20 protein-coding genes and 1 tRNA gene are annotated in these 16,491 nt (G+C 59.2%); 5 read left to right on the forward strand and 16 right to left on the reverse strand.

The genetic code is table 11. The features are described from left to right. Window positions 1-99: 99 nt before the first annotated feature. Window positions 100-984, reverse strand: a complete 885-nt coding sequence (gene tesB, locus QA646_RS15180) for an acyl-CoA thioesterase II (protein ID WP_283056243.1) — start codon at window positions 982-984, stop codon at window positions 100-102. Between the two features lie 83 nt (window positions 985-1,067). On the opposite strand from tesB, the gene QA646_RS15185 reads away from it, so the two are divergent. Then, the gene (locus QA646_RS15185) at window positions 1,068-2,282 is read left to right on the forward strand and encodes a ubiquinone biosynthesis hydroxylase (protein ID WP_283056244.1); all 1,215 of its coding nucleotides are present in this window, start codon (window positions 1,068-1,070) and stop codon (window positions 2,280-2,282) included. A gap of 170 nt (window positions 2,283-2,452) precedes the next feature. Here the strand turns inward: QA646_RS15185 and QA646_RS15190 are convergent, their stop codons facing one another. The 4 genes from QA646_RS15190 to QA646_RS15205 all read right to left on the reverse strand — a co-directional run bounded on the left by QA646_RS15190 (window position 2,453) and on the right by QA646_RS15205 (window position 5,191). Beyond that, window positions 2,453-2,641, reverse strand: coding sequence for a Trm112 family protein (locus tag QA646_RS15190; protein ID WP_283056245.1), 189 nt, complete (start codon window positions 2,639-2,641; stop codon window positions 2,453-2,455). Between the two features lie 9 nt (window positions 2,642-2,650). Then, entirely contained in the window at window positions 2,651-3,310 is a 660-nt protein-coding gene (locus QA646_RS15195) for an LON peptidase substrate-binding domain-containing protein (protein WP_283056246.1), read from the reverse strand. A 237-nt stretch (window positions 3,311-3,547) separates the two neighbouring features. Beyond that, window positions 3,548-4,525 (reverse strand): thioredoxin, encoded by a 978-nt coding sequence (gene trxA, locus QA646_RS15200; RefSeq protein WP_283056247.1) that lies wholly within the window; start codon window positions 4,523-4,525, stop codon window positions 3,548-3,550. 156 nt (window positions 4,526-4,681) lie between these two features. Then, complete coding sequence (locus QA646_RS15205; protein ID WP_283056248.1) at window positions 4,682-5,191, reverse strand: prolyl-tRNA synthetase associated domain-containing protein; 510 nt, start codon at window positions 5,189-5,191, stop codon at window positions 4,682-4,684. Between the two features lie 243 nt (window positions 5,192-5,434). Between QA646_RS15205 and QA646_RS15210 the strand changes: the two genes are divergently transcribed. Further along, window positions 5,435-5,509: transfer RNA gene (locus QA646_RS15210), tRNA-Gly, on the forward strand. A 106-nt stretch (window positions 5,510-5,615) separates the two neighbouring features. Here the strand turns inward: QA646_RS15210 and QA646_RS15215 are convergent. The 4 genes from QA646_RS15215 to QA646_RS15230 all read right to left on the reverse strand — a co-directional run bounded on the left by QA646_RS15215 (window position 5,616) and on the right by QA646_RS15230 (window position 8,165). Then, entirely contained in the window at window positions 5,616-5,900 is a 285-nt protein-coding gene (locus QA646_RS15215; protein ID WP_283056249.1) for an acylphosphatase, read from the reverse strand. A gap of 128 nt (window positions 5,901-6,028) precedes the next feature. Continuing rightward, entirely contained in the window at window positions 6,029-7,300 is a 1,272-nt protein-coding gene (locus QA646_RS15220; RefSeq protein ID WP_283056250.1) for an MgtC/SapB family protein, read from the reverse strand. Between the two features lie 185 nt (window positions 7,301-7,485). After that, window positions 7,486-7,686, reverse strand: coding sequence for a hypothetical protein (locus tag QA646_RS15225; RefSeq protein WP_283056251.1), 201 nt, complete (start codon window positions 7,684-7,686; stop codon window positions 7,486-7,488). A gap of 215 nt (window positions 7,687-7,901) precedes the next feature. Beyond that, the gene (locus QA646_RS15230) at window positions 7,902-8,165 is read right to left on the reverse strand and encodes a hypothetical protein (protein ID WP_283056252.1); all 264 of its coding nucleotides are present in this window, start codon (window positions 8,163-8,165) and stop codon (window positions 7,902-7,904) included. 255 nt (window positions 8,166-8,420) lie between these two features. Between QA646_RS15230 and QA646_RS15235 the strand changes: the two genes are divergently transcribed. From QA646_RS15235 to QA646_RS15245, 3 genes are all read left to right on the forward strand, one after another. Further along, a complete protein-coding gene (locus QA646_RS15235; protein WP_283056253.1) occupies window positions 8,421-8,852 on the forward strand; it encodes a hypothetical protein in 432 nt (143 codons plus the stop codon). A gap of 165 nt (window positions 8,853-9,017) precedes the next feature. Next, window positions 9,018-9,659, forward strand: coding sequence for a DUF1007 family protein (locus tag QA646_RS15240; protein WP_283056254.1), 642 nt, complete (start codon window positions 9,018-9,020; stop codon window positions 9,657-9,659). 173 nt (window positions 9,660-9,832) lie between these two features. Next, window positions 9,833-10,675 carry a MipA/OmpV family protein gene (locus tag QA646_RS15245; RefSeq protein WP_283056255.1) on the forward strand — a complete coding sequence of 281 codons (843 nt, stop codon included), beginning with the start codon at window positions 9,833-9,835 and terminating at the stop codon, window positions 10,673-10,675. Here QA646_RS15245 and QA646_RS15250 read toward each other — a convergent pair. Genes QA646_RS15250 through QA646_RS15280 form a run of 7 tightly spaced genes read right to left on the reverse strand, consistent with a single transcriptional unit; the run spans window position 10,616 to window position 16,490 of the window. Further along, window positions 10,616-11,956: a cyclopropane-fatty-acyl-phospholipid synthase family protein gene (locus QA646_RS15250; protein ID WP_283056256.1), complete on the reverse strand. Its 1,341-nt coding sequence runs from the start codon at window positions 11,954-11,956 to the stop codon at window positions 10,616-10,618. The genes QA646_RS15245 and QA646_RS15250 overlap by 60 nt on opposite strands. Next, window positions 11,956-12,384, reverse strand: coding sequence for an EamA family transporter (locus QA646_RS15255; RefSeq protein ID WP_283056257.1), 429 nt, complete (start codon window positions 12,382-12,384; stop codon window positions 11,956-11,958). Before QA646_RS15255 ends, QA646_RS15250 begins: the two co-directional genes overlap by 1 nt. Then, entirely contained in the window at window positions 12,384-13,529 is a 1,146-nt protein-coding gene (locus tag QA646_RS15260) for a GNAT family N-acetyltransferase (RefSeq protein WP_283056258.1), read from the reverse strand. The genes QA646_RS15255 and QA646_RS15260 overlap by 1 nt, the downstream gene beginning before the upstream one ends. After that, entirely contained in the window at window positions 13,510-14,325 is an 816-nt protein-coding gene (locus QA646_RS15265; protein WP_283056259.1) for an alpha/beta fold hydrolase, read from the reverse strand. Before QA646_RS15265 ends, QA646_RS15260 begins: the two co-directional genes overlap by 20 nt. Further along, entirely contained in the window at window positions 14,315-15,190 is an 876-nt protein-coding gene (locus tag QA646_RS15270; RefSeq protein WP_283056260.1) for a fatty acid desaturase, read from the reverse strand. The genes QA646_RS15265 and QA646_RS15270 overlap by 11 nt, the downstream gene beginning before the upstream one ends. Continuing rightward, window positions 15,187-15,540, reverse strand: a complete 354-nt coding sequence (locus QA646_RS15275) for an EamA family transporter (RefSeq protein ID WP_283056261.1) — start codon at window positions 15,538-15,540, stop codon at window positions 15,187-15,189. The genes QA646_RS15270 and QA646_RS15275 overlap by 4 nt, the downstream gene beginning before the upstream one ends. Then, window positions 15,537-16,490, reverse strand: a complete 954-nt coding sequence (locus QA646_RS15280; RefSeq protein WP_283056262.1) for an arginase family protein — start codon at window positions 16,488-16,490, stop codon at window positions 15,537-15,539. Before QA646_RS15280 ends, QA646_RS15275 begins: the two co-directional genes overlap by 4 nt. Window position 16,491 lies beyond the last annotated feature (1 nt).

Raw genomic sequence — 16,491 nt, forward strand, 5'->3', positions numbered from 1 at the left:
TTGAAATTTAAAGCCTTTATGGAGGACACCTAATAAAGCGGCAGATCGCGGCGCCGATCGCGCATAAATAATATGCAAATTTGAAAATTTGCATATTATTTAATCATTTGCCTTTTTACGAATCAATCCTTCCTGCGCAACCGACGCAATCAGGACACCGGACCGAGTAAAAAGGCTACCGCGGGCCAATCCGCGCGCGCCCGAGGCGCTTGGACTGTCCTGTGTGTAGAGCAACCAGTCATCGAGTTGGAACGGCCGGTGGAACCACATGGCATGATCGAGACTCGCGACCTGCAGGCCCTGATCGAAAACCGAGGTGCCATGCGCATGCAGCGCCGCGTCGATGAGCGTCATGTCCGAGAGATAGGCAAGCACCGCATTCCGATAAAGCCGATCGTCCGGTACCGGTCCGGTCAAGCGAACCCAGATATCCTGCCGCTGGCTGGGCTGCGAACGAGAAAAATAGCGATCGAGAGACACCGGCCGGATCTCGATCGCCCGCTTCCGCTCCCAATAGCGGCGCACATTCTCCGGCGCGTTGGCGATATAGCGCTCCTTGATCTGCTCTTCGTCCATCAGCTCTTCCGGAGCCGGCACTCGCGGCATCTCGCCTTGATGCTCGAAACCGGGCTCGTCGATCTGGAAGGAAACCGTCATTGCGAAGATCGCCTTGCCGTGCTGGATCGCCAGCACACGGCGCGTATTGAAACTCGAGCCGTCCCGCAGCCGGTCCACCTGATAGAGGATCGGGACAGCGGGATCGCCGGGGAGCATGAAATAGGCATGCAGCGAATGCGCGAAACGATCATCCGTCACTGTCCGCTGCGCCGCCATCAGCGCCTGGCCGATCACCTGCCCGCCGAAGACGCGCTGCCAGCCGACCTGCGGACTGTTGCCGCGAAACAGGTTCATCTCGATCGTTTCCAGATCGAGTGTCGCGAGCACGACTTCCATGGCAGTCATTTTCTCATTCTCGCGCGACATTTTGATTGAACTCCGACGGTAGGAACCACGAATGGGATGCTCTATATAGAACAGGAAATGACAGTAGGACACGGGGAAGCGCTATGTTGGACATGCTGATAGTGGGTGGCGGTTATGTGGGCCTCGCCGCTGCGGTCGCCGTCAAGCAGGCGGCCCCCCATCTTGACGTCATGGTCATCGAGGCCGCCCCGGAAACCGCCTGGAAGAAGGATATGCGCGCTTCGGCGATCATCGCCGCCGCCTCGAAGATGCTGAAGGTTTTCGGCATCTGGGACGAGATCAAGCCGGAAGCGGAACCGATCACCCGCATGATCGTCACCGATTCGCGCACCGGCGATCCTGTACGCCCGGTATTTCTGACGTTCGACGGAGAAGTGGCCGAAGGTCAACCCTTCGCGCATATGGTTCCGAACCTCACCATGGTCGGCGCGTTGCGCGGCGCCTGCGAACGCCTCGGCATTACGATTCGCCACGGCGTCAGCGCGACAGACTTCAAGACCGGCGATGCCAATGTCACGCTGACGCTCTCGGACGGCAGCGCGCTGGAAGCAAGGCTGCTCGTCGCCTGCGATGGCGTGCGCTCCAAGCTCCGCGACATGGCCGGCATCAAGACTGTAAGCTGGGACTACGGCCAGTCCGGCATCGTCGTGACCGTCGAGCACGAACGGCCGCACAATGGCTGCGCCGAGGAGCATTTCCTGCCTTCCGGCCCCTTCGCCATCCTGCCGCTGAAGAACAATCGCGCCTCGCTCGTATGGACCGAGCGCACACCGGACGCCGACCGGCTGGTCGCCGCCGACGATCTGGTATTCGAAGAAGAGTTGGAGCGGCGTTTCGGCCACAAACTCGGTGCACTGCATACGGTCGGCGAGCGCCGTGCCTTCCCGCTCGGCCTGACGCTCGCCCGCGATTTCGTCGCACCGCGCTTTGCGCTCGCCGGCGACGCGGCCCACGGCATCCACCCGATCTCCGGCCAGGGCCTCAATCTCGGCTTCAAGGATGTAGCCGCATTGGCGGAAACCGTGGTCGAAGCGGACCGCCTTGGCCTCGATATCGGCTCGATCAACATTCTCGAACGCTACCAGACCTGGCGGCGCTTCGACACCTTCCGCATGGGGGTAACGACCGACGTGCTGAACCGGCTGTTCTCCAACGACATCACGCCGCTGCGCATCGCTCGCGATTTCGGCCTCGGCCTCGTCGACCGGCTGCCGCAACTCAAATCCTTCTTCATCGGCCAGGCCGCCGGCACTGCTGCCAGGGACAATCCGCGGCTGCTGGCGGGCGAGGCGATTTGAGTTCCGTTTGCCTTTGCCGGTAACGCCCCCCTCAACCTGCCCTTCGGGCATCCTTCTCCCCGCTGGGGCGAAGGTACTACTTCTTGCGGCACAGAATCCTACCTTCGCCCCAGCGGGGAGAAGGTCGAGCGCAGCTCGGGTTGAGGGGGCGTTACCGGGAAAAATCCGCCTCAATCCTCGATACGTCGCGCCTCCGAGATCAGCATGATCGGAATGCCATCGCGGATGGGATAGGCGAGCCGCGCATTTTCCGACACCAGCTCGTTCTTCTCGCGATCGTAACTCAGCCGTCCCTTGGTAAGCGGGCAAACGAGAAGATCGAGAAGTTTCGGGTCCACCTTGCTGACGGTGATGTCCATCGCAAACCCCTACTGCATGACCGAATCGGTATCGCCGAAGCGGGCGAGGACGATTTCGATGATGGCAATGAAGGTTTCCGCCCGTGTCTTCAGGTCGGGCGCTTCCAGCAGCGCCTGCTTCTCGGCGGGGTCGAAGGGAGCCATCATCGCCAGCGAATTGACCAGCGTCATATTGCTGGCGCGCTCCACGCTCTCCCAGTCCGCCTCCAGCTTGTTGGCATCGAGATAAGCCCGGAAGGCCGAAAGCAGTGCCGAACGATCAACCGTATCTTCCTCGTCGCGCGACTTGAGGTCGGAAATGAAAGGCGTAATGCGGAAGGTGCGGTAGGGATGATGGCCGGTGATCTCATCCATCAGCCGGAAACGGCAGATGCCGGTCAGCGAGACGATATAGCGGCCATCGCCTGTCTCGGCGAAGGATGTGATGCGACCAAGGCAACCGACATGCGAAAGATGCGGCGTTTCCGGCGGCTCGCCGAGCGCCGGCTGCACGACGCCGACCAGCCTGTTGCCGGCGATCGCGGCATCGAACATCGAAAGATAACGCGGCTCGAAGATATTGAGCGGCAACTGTCCGGTCGGCAGAAGCAGGGCACCGGAAAGAGGAAAGACAACAACCGATTCCGGCAGATCGCTTGGCTTCAAATATCTGGCATTGCCGACTTGCATGATTTTCGTCCCGCTACTCACTGCGCCGCTCATTTATGAGATGCGCAAGAACGATATCCAACGGACATTGTTCCGTCACACGCCACGCCACAGGACAATGTGGCCCCCTCTACCGAAAACACAAGAGGATTTCCGGACAAAATGCCGAAGCATTTCGCTTTCCTGTCCCACCGAGGCAGCCTCTGCACCCTGGATGGCGTAGGTGCCTTCCGGATGCTCCTTTAAACGGACGACGTCTTAGGAAAACAGGATCGACGAAAGCTTGCGGCGCGCGGCAATGGTCGCCGGGTCCTTCGGGCCCCAAACCTCGAAGAACTGCAGCAACTGGCGGCGCGCACCGTCATCGTCGAAGGCGCGGTCGCGGCGCATGATCGTCAGCAGATGCTCGGCCGCCTCATCGCGCTTGCCCTCGACATTGCGGATCTTGGCGAGCTTGATGCGCTGCTCGTGATTGTCGGGATTGAGCGCCAATTCACGCTCAAGCGCCACTGGATCGCCGAGCTTGCGGGCTTCTTCGATCTGATCGAGCTTCTTCACCACGGCCTGGATGCCGGCATCATTGGCAAGCGTTTCCGGTAGATCGGTCAGCGCCTCGCGCGCCCTCTGGCTCTGGCCGGCCGCGATCATGCACTCGGCCATGCCGGCAAGCGCCTTGGCATTTTCCGGATCGGCCTGCAGCACTGCGCCGAACAACTCAGCGGCGCCATTGATATCGCCGGCGGCGAGAAGACCGGCCGCCTCTTCCAGAATCGCTTTGATCTCCGCCGCCTGATCGCCTGCAGCGTCAGCCGGACCGCCGAGGCGATCGATGAACTGGCGAATCTGGCTTTCGGGGACGGCACCCATGAAACCGTCGGCCGGACGGCCGTTGACGAAAGCGATGACCGCCGGAATCGACTGGATACCGAGTTGCCCCGGAATGGCCGGATGATCGTCGATGTTCATTTTGACCAGTTTGACGCGGCCCTTGCCCTCGTTGACGACCTTTTCCAGAACCGGCGTAAGCTGTTTGCACGGGCCGCACCAAGGCGCCCAGAAATCCACCAGAACCGGCTGGTTGCGCGATTCTTCGATAACGTCCCGCGCGAAATTCGCCGTCGTGGTGTCCTTGATCGGCGAAGCGCCGCCGGATGCGACAGGTGCGACACCATAGGATGCCGAGCCCGACATCTGGCCGCCGAAGGAAGCGTTATAAGGATTGTTTGAACCGCTCATGAGTATCTCCCGCCTGCCGGTATCCTGGACCCTTTAAAGCATGTTTCCAAAAGGAACGCAGCTTTCGGATAAAATCATGCCCAATGAAATAGCCCGAGCGAGAGGCCAATTCGAAGATAGGTCATCTCGCTCTCATCGTAGCGCTAAAATCGTATGTCAGCCCGTCACTTTCAAGACTAGCGGCGTATGACCCGTCGCCTCCATGAAGCGCAAGAGATCGCCGCTGCCAATTGAGGTCGTCGCATCGTTCGACAACGGATGGCAATTGACGATGTCGTGCTCCATCAATTCGGCATCGAGGACAAAGGTGACATTCTTGCCCGTATCGTTGATCGCCCCGAAGGCCGTCACCGCGCCGGGAATGACGCCCAGATATTCTAACAGCTTTTCCGGTTTGCCGAAGGAGACTTTGCTGGCCGCGCCGATCAGCGTGTGCACCGTCTTCAAATCGACATTCGCATTCTCCTCGACCGTCAGCAGGAAGAAATTGTCCTTCTTGTCCTTCACGAACAGGTTCTTCGTATGCCCGCCGGGGATTTCGTCGCGCAGCGACACCGATTCGGCAACGGTGAACACCGGCGGGTGATCCTTGGTGCTATGGGCGATGCCGAGGCCATCCAGGAAACGGAAAAGATCGTCGCGGGTTTTCGGGCTATTGTCGGTCATGGGCGTCTCGCAATAAAAATGACGCGCCCCTGATACGTCGCCCGCAAAACCATTGCAATCTTCCAGACGACAAAGCCAGGCGTTCCGGGGCTTTCCGGCGGGCAGCGTAAAAAATACAGATTTTTCTTCGCGACCTCGTCATTTCCCTGTTGCATTTGAAAAATGGTTAGGCCATATAGCGCCCGTCGCCGCAAGACGACGCCCAGCGGTCCAACACACTACCCCGGACTGTTGCGGATATGAGCGGGTGTAGCTCAGGGGTAGAGCACAACCTTGCCAAGGTTGGGGTCGAGGGTTCGAATCCCTTCGCCCGCTCCATTTTCCAAAAAAATCAATCGGTTGGAATGGCCTTTCGAGGCCATTTGGCGTTTGCCACGAAGGCCGGACATTTCGTCGGTAAGCGCCTTACGACTTGCAGATCCAGTCAACCGGTAATGCGAAATCCTGTCGGCATCTCCGCTAGCGTGGTCGGTTGCTTCTCCACGCTGGAAACCGATGCGCCAGGAGGCCCATGCCAGAAACGCTCGATCATGGTCGAAATCGCGGTATCAGGTCCGGCAATCAAAGTGGCGACGGATCCATCCGATTCGTTGCGGACCCAGCCTGCCAAACCGAGCCTCAACGCCTCGTTTCGGGTCCAAACACGGAAACTGACACCCTGTACCTTACCGGTTATCCGCACCAGGGCAGCTTGATAATCATCGGACATAGCCACACCCATCTGAGAACACCATTAAGAATGCCAATCAGCAAGGCGGTGCGCAAGGGACGTCCAGTGCCCATGCCAGCCGCTTCTGGCCGATATTATTGAAAAACGCGGCACATCTGCCCCGCGCCTCACTCAGGCATAAAGCCGCGCAGCGCGAAATAGCCGACAGCTCCCGCGATGATCGCGATGCCCGACGCTTGCGCCAACGCCATGCCGTATCCCCGCGTGCCGGCCGAGAAGGCCAGGGCCGCCTTCGTCACCACATTGACGACGACGGCAATGAGGATGACGGCAGCGGCTGTGTTGACGTCGATCGCCGAACCTGAAAGCCGTGCGGTTGAAAGCGTGATGGCGTCCACGTCCACCAGCCCGGAGATTACGGCCACGACGAAAAGGGCCGACATGCCGATATAGCTGATCGCCATCTTCGAGATCAGGCTGATCAGCCCGAGCAAGGCGGCGAATGAAAACACCATGCGCAATTCGAACGGGTTCTTCAGCTCAATTTCCGGCACACCCCCTTCAGGGCTGGAGCGCCAGACCCAGAGGAAGCCCGCAATCAGGAAGCCGACAATCGCCGGTACCAGGCCGGATGCCAGCGGCAAAAGCAGGTTGAAGGAAAGGGCGCTGCCGATGACCAAAACGCGGACGAAGGACAAGGCACCGGCAATCGCCGCCCCAGCGGCCAGATGTGTGGAACCTTGCGGCGCCTCCTTCGAATGGCGAGCGAAGGAAAGCGTCAGTGCCGTCGACGAGACCAGCCCTCCCGCGGCACCGGCGAGCAGTACGCCACGGCGCGTCCCCATCAGCTTGATGGCAACATAACCGGCAAAGGAAAGCGCGGCGATGGTAATGGTCAGCAGCCATAGAGAGAAAGGGTTGAGCGCTTCCCAGGGATCGAGCGCCCTGTCCGGCAGCAGCGGCAGCGCAATCACGGTCATTGCCAGCAACACCAGCGCCGAGCGCAGTTCCGGCCAGGTCAGTCCTCTAAGAAAACCGTGCAGACTGTAGCGTGCCGCAAGAATTGCCGTCGTTGCGACGCCGCCCGCTGCCGCCGTCACAATGTCGCCGACGGCAGCCAGAACCCCCAGTCCGAAGACGACGAGAGCGGCGACGACCGAGGTGATGCTGTAATCCTCGTCCTCCGTCGTTTCCTGCCACTTGCCGGCAATATAGATGAGGCCGAGCAAGGCGGCGATGGTCGCCGGCAGCAATGGCCCAATTGTGGACTGCAATATGCCGGCTATCCCACCGAGAAAACCGGTGAGGCCGAACGTGCGGATGCCCGCCGTTCTGCCGCCTGCCCGAACGTCGCGCTCCCGCCAGCCTCGTTCGACACCGACAAGCAGGCCAATGGCAAGCGCCACACCGAGGCGTTGAAAGATTTCGCTGTGTTCCATGGTATGACGATAGGCTTGTTACGCCCGGGCGCAATCCACCTTCGATGAACCGACCGCCTCGACATGGCCATTGCCGCCCGGCGGCTAAAGCTCGTCGCGATCTTTCGGATTCGCTCTCACGCTTTAGCCCTTTGTTTTTGCATATGGTTTTCGAAATGCCGCCGCACACTTTTGCGCGACATGCATTAGAAAAACAGCCGTTTCAAACTCGCTTCGTTTTTCACGCCATGTTGATAGAAGTCGATGATGGATGCGGCAAGCTCCTGGCACCGATCGTCGTCCTTGATCCCCTTTTCAACGCAGATCTGGTCGAACACGCGCTGGCAGATTTCGATGTCTTCGTTCTGCAACGGGATCTCACTTGCCACCACCAAGCTGCGGATCATGAACTGCCCCTTATCAGTCGTCATAACCAAAAAGCGCCCCGCCCGAGAAGCCTCCGGCAGGGCAATGAAAGGAAATGCATGAGACTTGTTAAGTTTAGCGCAGACATGATGCGAATCAAGAAAACTGCGCGTTTAGTTTCGCAGTCGCGACAATGTGAAGAGCCGGGATTTCGACGAATCCCGGCTGTCGATCCTGCTCATATCATGGATATACGTCAGATTTCATGCATCGCGCGGCTCAAATGGCTGCGGCAATCCGACAATTTATGTGCCTTGAGAGAATCCGTTGCCAGGGTCAACTGTCTCAATGCGATTTTCTTATGGGCCGCATTTGGGATTGCGTCGGCCTTTGTCTGCGTGTCTGCGATCGTGGCCGCATTGCATTCGGTCCCTGGCTTGCTCATGGGCGAGCTCGCGGCATAGAGCGGCGCAACACTTGCGGCAAAGAAGAGGGCTGTGGCTAAAACTGGTTTCAGCATTTTGCTATCCTCCGGGACGGAATGTCCCGGCGACAAACGTGGCTGGCCGATCGGTGTTCCAATGCAACAGTGCGTAAAAACATCGCACCAAGACCCAATTCGTTCGCCCTTAGAACGATTGATATCCGATCTGCTGCCGACTTCCGACTGACATTTCCACGCGGCTCATGAAACCCGCATCGTTCCTCTGTGGGATGTTCCGGAGCAGGCGCCGGTGCGACAAAGTCCGGCTGCATTCTTGAGCCATGGAAACAAATGAAGAAATCCAGGGAAACCAGGCGCGTTGTTTCAGCTTCTTGTTCTACGCGCAACCGACAGCGACGGACCCTGATCATGAATTCTTGGGCGAAACCTCTTCTCCTCTTTGAAGTCACGCTCTTCGCCGCAGCCTCGCTCGTCCACTCCGGCGTACTCCCTGGCGGTTATGAGCATGCACGCGCCGCGACAGCCGAAGGGTTGATCGCGGTGGTTCTGGCTTGCGGGATATTCGCGTGCCTCTTCCGACCGGCATGGACGCGTTCAGTGGCTCTTGCAGTCCAGAGTTTCGCGCTTTTTGCTACTCTCATCGGCGCATTCACCATCGCTATCGGCATCGGCCCGCAGACGATGGCAGATCGTGTCTTCCATTTGCTTTTGCTGCTGGTGCTGATCTCAGGCTTTGTCGCCACCTTCAAATGGAACAGTTGATAGGGTGGATAGAATTTCGACGAACGCCTGATAGCAGCGGATGTCAGTGCGACTTCTGCACGCATCAGCCACCGCGATCGAAAACCCTTCAGGGGTCTCAAATCAGTCTCAATTGAAGTTCAGGCCTCTGCATTCGACCTCAGATGGATCATGGACAGAGCCTGAATGAAACGCCGAACGATTTTGCCGATCGCGATGCTGTCGCTCCTGCCCGTCCCGGCCCTTGCCCACCCGCATATATTCATCGATGCCAAGTTCGAGGTGGTCGCAGCACCGGACGGCTCGATCGCCGAGCTTCGCAACGTCTGGCGTTTCGATGAAGTCTTCTCCTCGTCGGTGCTGTTGGATTTCGACAAGAACGGCAACATGACGTTGGATCCAAGCGAACTCAAGGCCGTGGGCAAGACGGTCAGGAATTCGCTTGCGCAGTACAACTACTACACAAACGTCACCAGCAACGGCAAAGCGGTCACGATGGCGAAGCCCGAAGCGATACAGGCGGACTATAAGGACAACGCCCTGATACTGACCTTCGCGTTGAAGCCGCAGCAGAAGACGTTCCTCAAGGGAACCACGATCTTCGGGATTTACGATACGACGCTCTATACCGCAGTCGATTTCGCCGCCGACAGCGATATGGCCACCTCCGGCGAGGCATTTGCCCGCTGCAAGCGCAAGGTGGTGAGGCCCAATCCGAACGAGATCATCGCGCAGAACCAGGCCACACTCACCAGCATGTTTTTCAACGACCCAATGGGAACGAATTATTCGCAGCTCGTGGCGACGAGGCTGGAAGTTCAGTGTTGAGATCGCTGTCGAGCTGAGGAACCATTCCTACACCGAAATACGGGTGCGGAAACGCAACCGTTACCCGCCATGGCCCCTCAAGTTTTTTCTATTTGTAAAACGTCAGGCTGTGTTAGTAATGCCGCGGGGCAATCTGCGTGCAAATTGGGCGATCAAGGACAGGTGTCGGCAAAGTGTTCAGCGTCAAAACATCTTTGTTCAACAGGTTCGCGGCACTTGCCGGCATGACTTTGCTGTCAGCATCCGCAACGGGCGCAGTTCCGGCGCAAGCGCAGGAGGCGGCGAAGTCTGATTCAACGACCTGGGTCGTGACGCTTGGCGGCACCGTGGAATATGGGCCTTCCTATGAGGGATCGAAGCATCTTTCCTTCAGCGGCATGCCGTCTTTCGACGTCCATCGCCTTGGCGAAACTCAGGACTACAGCGCCCCGGACGATAACATCGACTATAGCCTTTTCGAGGTCGGCGGCATCGAAGTCGGCCCGGTCGTCGGCCTGAGGGGCGGGCGCTCGGCATTTGACGATTCCCATCTGGAGGGACTGCGCAGGGTTCACTGGAATTTCGATGCAGGCGCGTTCGCGCAGTACTGGCCGATGGAAAATCAGTTGCGCGTGCGCGCCGAGACGCGCCAAGCGCTCTGGGGCGGCGACGGTCTCGTCGCCGATCTGTCGCTCGACTGGTTCCAGCCTGTCGGAGACAGTTGGCTCCTCTCCGCAGGCCCGCGCATGTCGTTGGCAAACTCCACCTACATGCGCAACAATTTCGGGATCTCCGAGAGTGAAGCGGCGAAAAACGGTCACGTCGACGCCTTTGACGCCGGCGGCGGCCTGAAATCCGTCGGCTTCACGGTGGCGGCAACCTACACGTTCTCGCCCGCCTGGAGCATGCAGGTCTATGACAAATACAGCCGCCTGGTGGGCGATGCCGCCGACAGCCCGATCACCTCGCAGATCGGTTCACCCAACCAGAACGTTATCGGCTTTACGCTCAACAGAACGTTCGACGTCCGATTTTGAAGCTTGGTTCGCTTCGTTACGGGCAATGTAGTCCCGCGTCACCGGCACGGTGTCGTTGCGCTTACTGATCTGGATCTGGAAGACAACGAGATCTTCGTAGCGGAACGCAGCCTCGGCGGTCGAAAGATAATATTCCCACATGCGGCAGAAGCGCTCGTCATAGAGTTCCGCCACCTCGGCCCAGCGCGCCATGAAGCGCTCGCGCCAGTTGGCGAGCGTCCAGGCATAATGCAGGCGCAGCACCTCGACATCGGTGATCGTCAATCCCGCCGCCTCGATCTCCGGTACGATCTCGGAAAGTGCCGGAATATAACCGCCGGGGAAGATGTATTTATCGAGCCAGGGCGTGGTGAAGCCAGGCGTCGCCGAACAGCCGATGGTGTGCAGCACCATGATGCCGTCATCCTCGAGCAACTCGGCGCATTTGCGGAAGAAGGTGCGATAGGATGCCAGCCCGACATGCTCGAACATGCCAACGGAGACGATCCGATCGAAATGACCAGTCAAGCTGCGGTAATCCCTGAGCGCGAACTGAACCTCCGCCAGCGATCCGTCCATGGTGCTGGGAACCCGTTTCGAAGCATAGTCGTGTTGCTCTTCGGATAGCGTGACGCCGAGCACATAGCCGCCCGGCGCCTGCTCGGCCAGGTGCAGGGCAAGGCCGCCCCAGCCGCAACCGATATCGAGAATGCTGTTGTCCGGCTCTATAGACAGCTTGGCCGCCAGATGCCTTTTCTTCGCCAGTTGCGCCTCTTCCAGCGACCGGTCAGGATGCTCGAAATAGGCGCAGGAATATTGCCGGTCCGGATCGAGGAAAAGCTCGTAGAGCCGGCCATCGAGATCGTAGTGATGTGCGACGTTTGTCTTGGAGCGCCCCGGCAGATTGCGGTGACGGAAAATCCGCAGCCTCGTGCGGATATGATCGATCACGCGGGCGATGAGCGGATGCGTGCTGTTCTGCGCCTCTCGTAGCATCATCGCCACGAAATCATAGAGCGAGCCCTGTTCGACGAGGAAACGGCCATCCATGTAGAGTTCGCCAAGCCGCAGGTCGGCGTCGACGAGGAAAGCCCATTCAGCGCGGGTGTCCGTGAAACGGACATGCACCGGCTGACCGGTACCATCGCCGAAGGTCAGAACGCGGCCGGCGGCTGTCGTCACCGTCAGAGATCCTCTTGTCACGATATGCGACAGCGCGCGTTTCACGCTCCAGTCCGCAAGGCCGGACACGATGCCAAGGCCCTTATTTTGGCGATGGTCTTCAGCTTGCAATCTGGGCATCACTTATCCTTACCCGTGTCGGCACTGAGCGAACCGTGCTTTGAACCCCAGTCATTTTGGTCTGATTTTTCGCCGGCAGCACTTGCGATCAACCAGACGCCTGTCAGGATCAACCCGCTGCCAATGACCTGCAGGCCGACGACCGGTTCGCCGAAGACGAACCAGCCGGTGGCGATGATCAAAACGTAGCTGATGCCGGAAAGGGGAAAGGCCCGGCTGAGATCAAGCTCGGAAAGCACGTTCATCCAGATGAAGAAGCAGAGGATTTCGGCGGCGATTGCCGCCAAGATCCAGTGCGACGCAAGCGCCTGCCACAGCCAATCCGCTCCGGCAGCACCGTCCAATTGCGCGGCTCCGTGCTTGATGAAGAATTGGTATAGCGTGTTCAACACCGGCACAGCCAACCAGGATAGACGCATCGACATCATTAGCTCGCCTCGTCTGTCGAAAACAGCGGGGATACCAGCCGCAATATTTTCTGAAGAACGGGATTGCGATGGCGAAAGAACATCGCGTTGGCGGTGAGAGTGCTGCCGAGCCGCACCTTGTTCTCATAATAGGCCTGGCCGCTCTGGTAACGGCCGATGCCGTGTTCCAGGCAATAGCGCAGATTGGTGAACCAGCTCAGGAAATAAAGATTGTAGGGCCGACCCTCTTCGCCATCCATGCAAAAGAATTTATCGATGGCGACGCGTCCGTCATGGACGATCAGATTCGCGGCGAGAAGCCTGTCCTCGACGAAATAGAAGGCGCAGAAAGAACGACCCTCCATGCGAGAGAGAATTCCCTCGAAGTAGCCGGCCGTCAGTTCTTCGAACTGCCATTCGCTGCGATTGCGAGTATCGTGATAGAGCCTCATGACCTCAGGCAGAAAATCGCCGAAATCCGTGCGGATCTCGACCCTGACCTCGGCAAAGGATTTCAACTTGCGGCGCATGTCCTTGCGCGTGCCAGAGGAGAGCCGGGCGAGATATTCGTCGATCGTCTTGAAATCGATATCGAGCCAGGCGGTGGGCAAGCCGCCGATCGTGGCGTAACGGCGGGCCGAGAGCGGGCCATCGAGTGCGGGGGCAATCGGCTGCGGAATATCCTTGAGGCCCATCAACGCACAATCTTCCGTCGCCGCAAGCTGTTCGAAGAACGACAGCAGCTCGGCAAACAGCACTTCCCGGCGTTCTAGCGGAACATCAGGATGAAAGCCGACCGAACCCGTTTCCGTGCAGGGCGAACCGAGACAAGCAAGGCGCAGCGTCAGGAAGCCCGGGAAGCGCTGCCGCACGCGGCGCACCATCCTGCGCAGCGCGCCCTCTTCCAGCGTCGTATCCAGCGCATACGGGCAGAGGAAAGCCGGCATGGCGGCGCTGACCCGCCCGTCCTCGACGACCGTGATGTAGCGCCATTCGAAGCCCGCGATGCCGGCCTCTTCGATGGAGAGCAGGCAATCAAAGTCCTCGACCTGATCGTGGAAGCAGGCATTCCAGGCCTCGCGGCCGATGGCGCGAATGCTGAAATGCACCTCGGCAACGGGATCGCGAACCGACGCCGGCGAAGCGTCAAGCGAAAGCTGGAACATGGCTCGCCTCAAAGAAATCCGCAGTGAAATCGGCTACCTGCCGATGCTGACGGTCGACATGGATCATATGGTAGCTGTCCTTGATCCATCTGAGTTCGTGTGGACCGCCGATATGGTCGGAGATGTAGCGCGCATGCCTGGGATTGCTGAGGTCGTCATCCTCGGCGTGCAGGATCAGCGTCGGCGTCTTGATCTGCGGCAGTCGGCCCCGGAGGGCCTTGCCCAGTCGGTGCATCTCGACGAGCCCTCTGCCGGGGAATTTCTCGAGAACACCCTCTCCCCCCATAGCCTCGATCAGCTTGCGCATCCGCTCGTCCTTGATCCCAAGAGACGCGGTTTCGCGAAAATTGAGGCGGTCAAGAAAGGGAATGCGGGAAAGCCAGCCGATCTGCGACGACAGCAGCGGATAATAGAAGGGAACGTCCCACCCGTCATAGTGAAAGCACGGGGAATAGATGGCCACGGCACGGATCGTCTCCGGGTGCCTTTCGGCCGCCAGCATCGAAAGCTTTCCGCCGACACAGATGCCGGCGGCAAAGACCTGCTGCGTTCTCTGCGCGAGCAATTCCGACGCCTGCACGACGCTCTCCAGCCAATCCTCCCATCGTGTGCGCCGCAGGGTGCCGGCGTCCACGCCATGGCCGGCCAGCAGCGGCGCATAGACGCTATAGCCCTTGCGATGGAGATGGCGGGCGACCAGCTTCATTTCGGCCGGCGCGCCGGTCAGCCCATGAATCAACAAGACGCCTTTGCCATTCGAGCCTTCCAGAAAAAAGCTCAGTCCATCAGCCTTCATGATGAGAAAGCTCCGCCTGCCGGTTTTCCTTGGCCATGAAGCCAAGCGCGTGACAGGTGCTGATGACGTGCGTGCCGGCCTTTTCCTGCTCTTCCTTGATCTGCTCATGCAGCGCGCGCATCTTCGTCCAATGGGTCCGCGGCCGGTAATGGTGCTCGGCGTGATAACCGTTGCCGAACCACAGCCAGTTGTAGAACGACTTGTGGCTGCTGACGCCCCAGGCGATCGGCTCGTCCGGATCGCCATGCAGATGCTCGTAATAGCCATTGAGCGACGACAGGCAGTTGCCGAAATAGTAGAACGGCACGAAGAACAGCACGGCCTTCCAGTCATAGATCAGCGCGATCGCCGCAAGGCCGAGGAAGAAGAACAGCTCGAACCGGCCCCATTTCGCATCGAACGGCCGGTTGCGGGCGATAGCCTTGTGAATATCGCCGAGGCTGTCACGGAAGAAGCTTAGCAGCGTGTAGGACCATACATTCTCCGGCTCGCCGTTGCGGCCGTGGCGGTAGATCGACAGCAGATCGATCGTATCGCCCTTTTCATCCGGCCGGTCGCTGTTGCCGGAATGATGGCGCATATGCACCCAATGATAATAGGTCTGCGAGAAGCCGATCGCGACGGATTCCAACAGGCTGAACGCATAGTTCATCCAGCGCGGCTTGAAATAGGGCGTGTGGATGAAATTATGGGATATGCTGTTGATGTTCCACGAGATCGACACGGCATACAGGCAGCCGAGGACAGCCGAGAGCCACAATGGCCGGCTTTCGAAACCGACGATCAGATAGATGTCGAAGGTGAGATGCGCGACGGCGGCCAGAACCGGCACGACGTCCCATCTGGTGTGCGCGAAGATTTTCATAATCCGGTTACTCCCACACAAGCCACACCGGCGGTCACGAGGAACACACCCGTCGCGTGGCGGAGGTTGATGTTTTCTTTGAAGATCAGGGCTCCGGCGAAGACGATGACGACATAGCTCAGCGCCATCAGCGGAAAGGCGATGGACAGGGGGACGTGCTCAAGCACGGCGGTCCAGGCCAACAGTTCCACCGCCCAAAAGAAGATGCCCAGCCATGTGACGGGCTTGGCGAGCGCCGAAAACAATGCGGTTTGGCTTGCCGACTGCTTGAAACAAACCTCGCGCGCCGTTTCCGCCAGCACGCAGAAAAGGATCAGGCCGAGCATGGGAAGGGTCAGGCTGCCGCTCATGCCATGTACTCCGCCAGGACCTCCAGCAGCGCGTGGTTGGCGGCACTGTTGATGTTTCTGATCGCTTCGGCCTTTGGCCGGATATGCGGCTGATCGATAAAGATCTCGGCCCTTTTCAAAAGCCTGGTCTGGAAACTGCCCGCATAGCTCGGGGCGGAGTAGTCGCCGATGACGTCGGCGCCGATGATGCGATGGCGATTGCCGATTTCACTGATCAGCGCCAGGAGATAGGGCAACCGCATGCGGCCCTGATCCCAGTTCGTCACGGCGTCGTCCGCCGCCAGCACGTCCTTGTCGATCGTCAGATAGACGGCTTCGGTGCGAATCCGGCTCAGCATCCGGTCGATGAAATTTTCCTCACCGATCTCCAAAATGGATTTCCAGTGCAAGGCCCCCTTTTCCTGACGATAGCTGGCGCCGCTGCCGTAATCGGCCAACACGCGGCTCGGCGGATGTTCATATGGATAGAGTTCCAGCTTGCCTTCGCCGAGCCAGTGCAGATTGGCGCCCTTGCGCTCCGGGCTGCGAAGGTCGCGGCTGCAAACGCCGATGGTGATGACCTTCTGGATATTGCGGTTGGCGAGCGCGCTGTTGACCCAGGATCCGCAATGCATGCCGCCATTGAAGGTGACCCAGTCCGGGTGATTGTCGAAATGGATAAGCGTCACCGGCACGGACTGCCGCTCCAGCGCCCCGTCAAGAAGCAGCGCCGTTATATGATGAAAGTCGCCCGAGCCCATGAAGCAGAGCTGCGGATTCTTGCCGGCTGCGGGAGTGTTCCGCACGATATTGCGGCTGAGTTCGGCGAGCGCCTTCTGCTTGCTCCAGAGACGGACCGCCTTGCCGGTTGCCTTATCGACGTATTGGCACGCGCCCGCAAATTTGCAGGCGCGCACGAAATCTGGCTGCAACTCCAACGCATCATCGAGATGAAGAAGAAGGAGTTGCACC

Source organism: Rhizobium sp. CB3090, assembly GCF_029714285.1.
Classification (GTDB): domain Bacteria; phylum Pseudomonadota; class Alphaproteobacteria; order Rhizobiales; family Rhizobiaceae; genus Rhizobium.